Annotated in this window: 4 protein-coding genes; all 4 read left to right on the top strand. The window is 37.8% G+C overall.

Annotated elements, in window-relative coordinates; genetic code table 11:
- Positions 1-838: 838 nt before the first annotated feature.
- The 4 genes from LU279_RS13370 to scfA all read left to right on the top strand — a co-directional run bounded on the left by LU279_RS13370 (position 839) and on the right by scfA (position 4,518).
- Positions 839-1,432 (top strand): YdcF family protein, encoded by a 594-nt coding sequence (locus tag LU279_RS13370; protein WP_274422980.1) that lies wholly within the window; start codon positions 839-841, stop codon positions 1,430-1,432.
- Positions 1,433-2,339: 907 nt separating this feature from the next.
- Entirely contained in the window at positions 2,340-3,887 is a 1,548-nt protein-coding gene (locus tag LU279_RS13365) for a hypothetical protein (RefSeq protein WP_274422979.1), read from the top strand.
- Positions 3,888-3,946: 59 nt separating this feature from the next.
- The gene (locus LU279_RS13360; protein WP_274422977.1) at positions 3,947-4,297 is read left to right on the top strand and encodes a TIGR04086 family membrane protein; all 351 of its coding nucleotides are present in this window, start codon (positions 3,947-3,949) and stop codon (positions 4,295-4,297) included.
- 80 nt (positions 4,298-4,377) lie between these two features.
- A complete protein-coding gene (gene scfA, locus LU279_RS13355; protein WP_015524633.1) occupies positions 4,378-4,518 on the top strand; it encodes a six-cysteine ranthipeptide SCIFF in 141 nt (46 codons plus the stop codon).
- The last annotated feature ends 127 nt before the right edge of the window (positions 4,519-4,645 follow it).

Genomic DNA, 4,645 nt, shown 5'->3' with positions numbered 1-4,645 from the left:
TGTAAAGGAATTATTAATGGGAGATACGAAATGTTGTGCGATAAAGTGTCTAATGGAACAGTATCAAATATTAAATAGCAAAGTACCCAATGGTTCAATACTGAATGTTATGTAAAGGAATTATTAATGGAAGATACGAAATGTTGTGTAATAAAGTGCTTAAAGGAACAGCATCAAATATTGAACAGCAAAGTACCCAATGATTCAACACTGAATGTTGTGCAATGTAACTATTAATGGGCAGTACTAAATTTTGTACAATGAAATTTGTAAGATACAGATATAAAAGAATGCTCATGCCTTATATGGGGGCATGGGAATTACCCAGATGAGAATTCTGTGCAGCTTTTTCAATTGTCTTATTTATAGCAATAGAATGGGCAAAGAGAAAATACAGAATTTCAGATAATGGTATTTGTAATGTGAAGGCACGACAGAAGGCTTAAATTCTATAGGTGCATTAAAAGAGGGCGCATTAATGAAAAATTGAGCTGTTTCTAAAATCTGTGAATTTGTATACCAATAGAGTATATGTTGTTCAGATGGAAAATCAGTTAAATTATATATACATCATATAAAGATGAACAGATCAATCCATGAATGATTTTTAGGAAATGTACGATTATATGTGAATATCATGGAGTAAGACAGACGAGTACATTCAATTATAACCAGATGAGTTTTTGCATAATCACCAGAAAATGTAGATTTATACATGAATATTTGAGGATGGGAGTGATGAATATATAAAGTCAACCCTATGACTTTTTTATCTCATCCAATTTTTCATAAAATGTAAATTTACAGATAAAAACTTTAGAAAAGGAGAAGAGGACAAATGACAGAGTATGAGAAGTTTCTGCAGAGACTGGAAACATTTATTTTTGTGGAAAACGAACCGGAGAAAGCAGATATTATTTTTGTTCCCGGAAATGGCTATCCGCAAATGGCAGAGCAGGCAGCAGCATTGTATAAAAGAGGTGTTGCTCCCCATATTCTTCCAAGTGGAAAGTACAGTATTACGCTTGGAAAGTTTTCGGGTGTTCAGGCAAAATCTGATAAATACCATGAAGAGTATCAGACAGAGTGGGATTTTTTGAAAGATGTTCTTGTAAAAAATGGGGTAAATGAAAACGATATTTTGAAAGAGGATCGTGCTACTTTTACCTGGGAAAATGCAAAATATTCCAGAATGGTTACAGACAGGAATGGAATATGTGTAAAAAAAGCTATTATATGCTGCAAAACCTATCATGCCAGAAGAGCATTGATGTATTATCAGAAGGCATATCCGGAAATTGAACTTTTGGTATGTCCTTCTGATGCGGATGGAATTAATCGCAGAAACTGGAAAAATACAGAAGAAGGAATTCAGGTAGTCACAGGGGAGGTGACAAGAATTATAAGCCAGTTTTCTTTGATGATGGAGTAGGAGAAAAGGACCGGATTATGTCAGGGTCCTTTTTTGCTGTACAGTCGTCGGAGATTATGTGTGAAATAATGTATTATAAATGAAAAAATTAAAAAAGTGTACAAATATTTTGTCCGTGTTTTGACATGATGGATATACTGGATTCGCTGATCTTTTGATTTTATCTTACAGCTTTTACTATATAAAGTTTAGCAGTTACTTATTTACAGATAATATCCGAACTGACACAGTAACTGTCCATATACTGCCGTTCTGCCAAATGCTTTAACTTGTATATGTTAAGTTTCGGAGGTGTATAACTATAAATCACAAACCTGAAAAAGCACACGAAATTTTCAGGAGAGTCGATTTTGTAATATGGCATATCGAGTTTAATGCTTCTTTTTTGCTTGCTTATAGCAAACTCTATTGTGTAAAATTCTGTAGTTACCTATTTAATATACAGGACGAAATTCCATTGCCACAGGTAATTTGGAATGCATTTTTACATGATGATGTGAATAAAGTGATACAATACGATATCCGTTCGCAGGTTATATTCTGCCAGGCACTTTGGTATGTTTGTGTTAAAAATTTGATACATATATGTAAGAATGACATTGTAGAAAGAGTGTTGTAATTCATTATTGCCCGGATAGCCGAGAACAAGATGAAAAGTGGCAGTATAGTAAAATATAGCAAAATATACTGAAAAATTATATTTTAGGGGTGTCGAAAAAAATAGAACTATGATATAATATCTGTGTCGTAATGTGAAAAAATCTGTTACGAAATGTTTACAAAAGCATAAAAATCTGATATATTAAGAACGAATGAAAATAGAAATTCTGTTATAAACAGTTTTCGGTTATAAAATATATGAAATTAATGATTATTTATTGATATAGATAGTAGATGAGGTGTAATAATGAAAAAAAATAATGGTAAGAGAAATGTACAGTTTTTGGCAGCAGCGGCATTAACAGCAGCATTGATGGCAGGACAGATCCAGCCGGTTGCAGTTTACGGAAGTGAAACTATTCAGATCAGCAGCCTGATTCCGGACAATGTGACAGTGGAACAGCCGGTACCCCTTTCTGAGATTTCTCTTCCATCCAGTGAATATGGTACTTTAGCATGGGCAGATGAATCAAGTGTACCATCTGAACGTGTACAGTCATACGATGTTGTTTTTCGTCCCTATAATCAGGCAGACCTTTCCAAAATATCCGGTTGGGCCGGAAGTTCTGATGTGATCTACAGCAGTGTGACAGTAGTAGTGAGCAGTATTGAGGAAAATGAATCCCAGGAAGAGGAATGGTCCGAGGAAAATAATGGAGAAGCTTCTGAGGATCAGAATGACAGTGAATGGGAAGAAGAAAACGGTAATACCGAAGAGAATGACAGCCATGAGTCAGAAGACCAAGAGGCTGATGCTAAGGACGAAGATACCAGTGTACCTAACGGAAACGGACAGGAAAACAGTGAAACAGAAGGGGAATCTCAGGATCATGTTGGAGATAAAGAGGAGAGCCCGGAAACAGGGGAAAAACCAGAGGTATCTGTAACTCCGGAAGCAACTGTAATCCCGGAAGTATCAGTGACTCCGGAACCGACTGTAACACCAGAAGTGTCAGTGACTCCGGAACCGACCGTAACACCGGAAGTGTCAGTGACTCCGGAACCAACAGTAACTCCGGAAGAAGATAAGGATAATATTTTTGAACAGGAAGATCAGAAAGACCAGCGGCCATCAGATCTGGAAGAGAATCTCACAGAGGAAGAAAAGGAAGAGATGGCTGTGGCAAACCACACCAGCAACGGGATTTCTGTATCCGGAATCAATCTGCCATGGTATGTTCAGTTTAGAGCAACCAGCGCAGAGGACTATCAGTTTACAAATGAAACAGAAGCAAATCTGTTCAAGTCTTATGAATTTGAACTGTGGGATCTGAGAAACAATACAGAATATGAAATTCCTGACGGAGAATATATCAGTGTGACCGTTCCGGTAAAAGCAGGTTATACATACACTATTGAGCATCTTCTGGACAGCGGGGCAATGGAGACCATTGTTCCAAGCGTGGAAGGCAGTACCATGGTATTCAGCACCCATTCATTCAGTCCTTTTGGCATCGCAGGAAGCAAACCTCTTGTAGGAGGGGAAATTCAGGAAGATGGATATGGGGATTTAGTACCGGTTGCAACCGTAACGCCCACAGCTGCAGCAGGAGTAACAGCGGTACCTGAAAAGGACAACAGCAATACAGTACAGAAGCCGCAGGATAACAGTAAGGATTCTGATAAGCAGACAAACACATCAGAGGACAGCGGCAAAGAAGCTGAGGCAAATAATGGCAATTCCAAATCTGCAGTGAATACAGGAGATAATACAATGATCGCACCTTTTGTAATTCTGGGTGTGGCAGCGATTGTGGTAGTAGGTGTAATTATTTATTTCAGAAAGAAAAAATAAATCACAGTAAAGCATAAGAAAAAAGTCCTCCCATATAATGTTATGGGGAGGGCTTTTTTATGAAAACAAAAACGGTTTTAAGATCATTGTTTCTTGCATACGGCCTGACAGGCATCTGCCTTCTGATCCTGGCATTTCTGGTATTTCAGTTTGATCTGGGGCTGGCGCCCGTATCAGCGGGGATTGTGGCAGTATATGTAATTTCCTGTCTGGCAGGAGGATTTATGGCAGGAAAAATCATGCGAAAGGATAAATATTTCTGGGGGATTTTAGTAGGTCTTGCGTATTTTATACTTCTTGTACTTGTATCCTTTGCCGCAGAAGGAAAGTGGGATATGTCTTTTCAGCATTTGCTAACTACTTTTTGTATGTGCCTGGGAGGAGGTGCTCTTGGAGGTATGCTTGCATAACCTAAAAAAAGACTTTTAATTGAGAGAATTTTATGCTATACTATGCCCAGACAATTATATATACATAAGGAGGATATACAATGGAGCATATCAAAACATTAAATACAAAAAATCTGCAGAACACAGTAAAAAAAGGTGGATGTGGTGAGTGCCAGACTTCCTGCCAGTCAGCATGTAAAACTTCCTGTACTGTAGGAAATCAGAGCTGCGAGCATAAATAAGGCGGAGTTCAGGGAAGTCAGTTAAGCAGCGGGAAACCCGCTGCTTATTCTTTTGTTAGGGCAAGGCCCTGTTTTACATTGTGGAGTTTTTCGTTGTTCCGAAAAACGAAACTTTGAAAAACAAATA

It is taken from the genome of Blautia sp. XA-2221, from assembly GCF_028767025.1.
Lineage (GTDB): Bacteria > Bacillota > Clostridia > Lachnospirales > Lachnospiraceae > Blautia_A.
The sequence above is the reverse complement of the archived record's forward strand: the minus strand, read 5'-3'. Positions and strand labels throughout refer to the sequence as shown.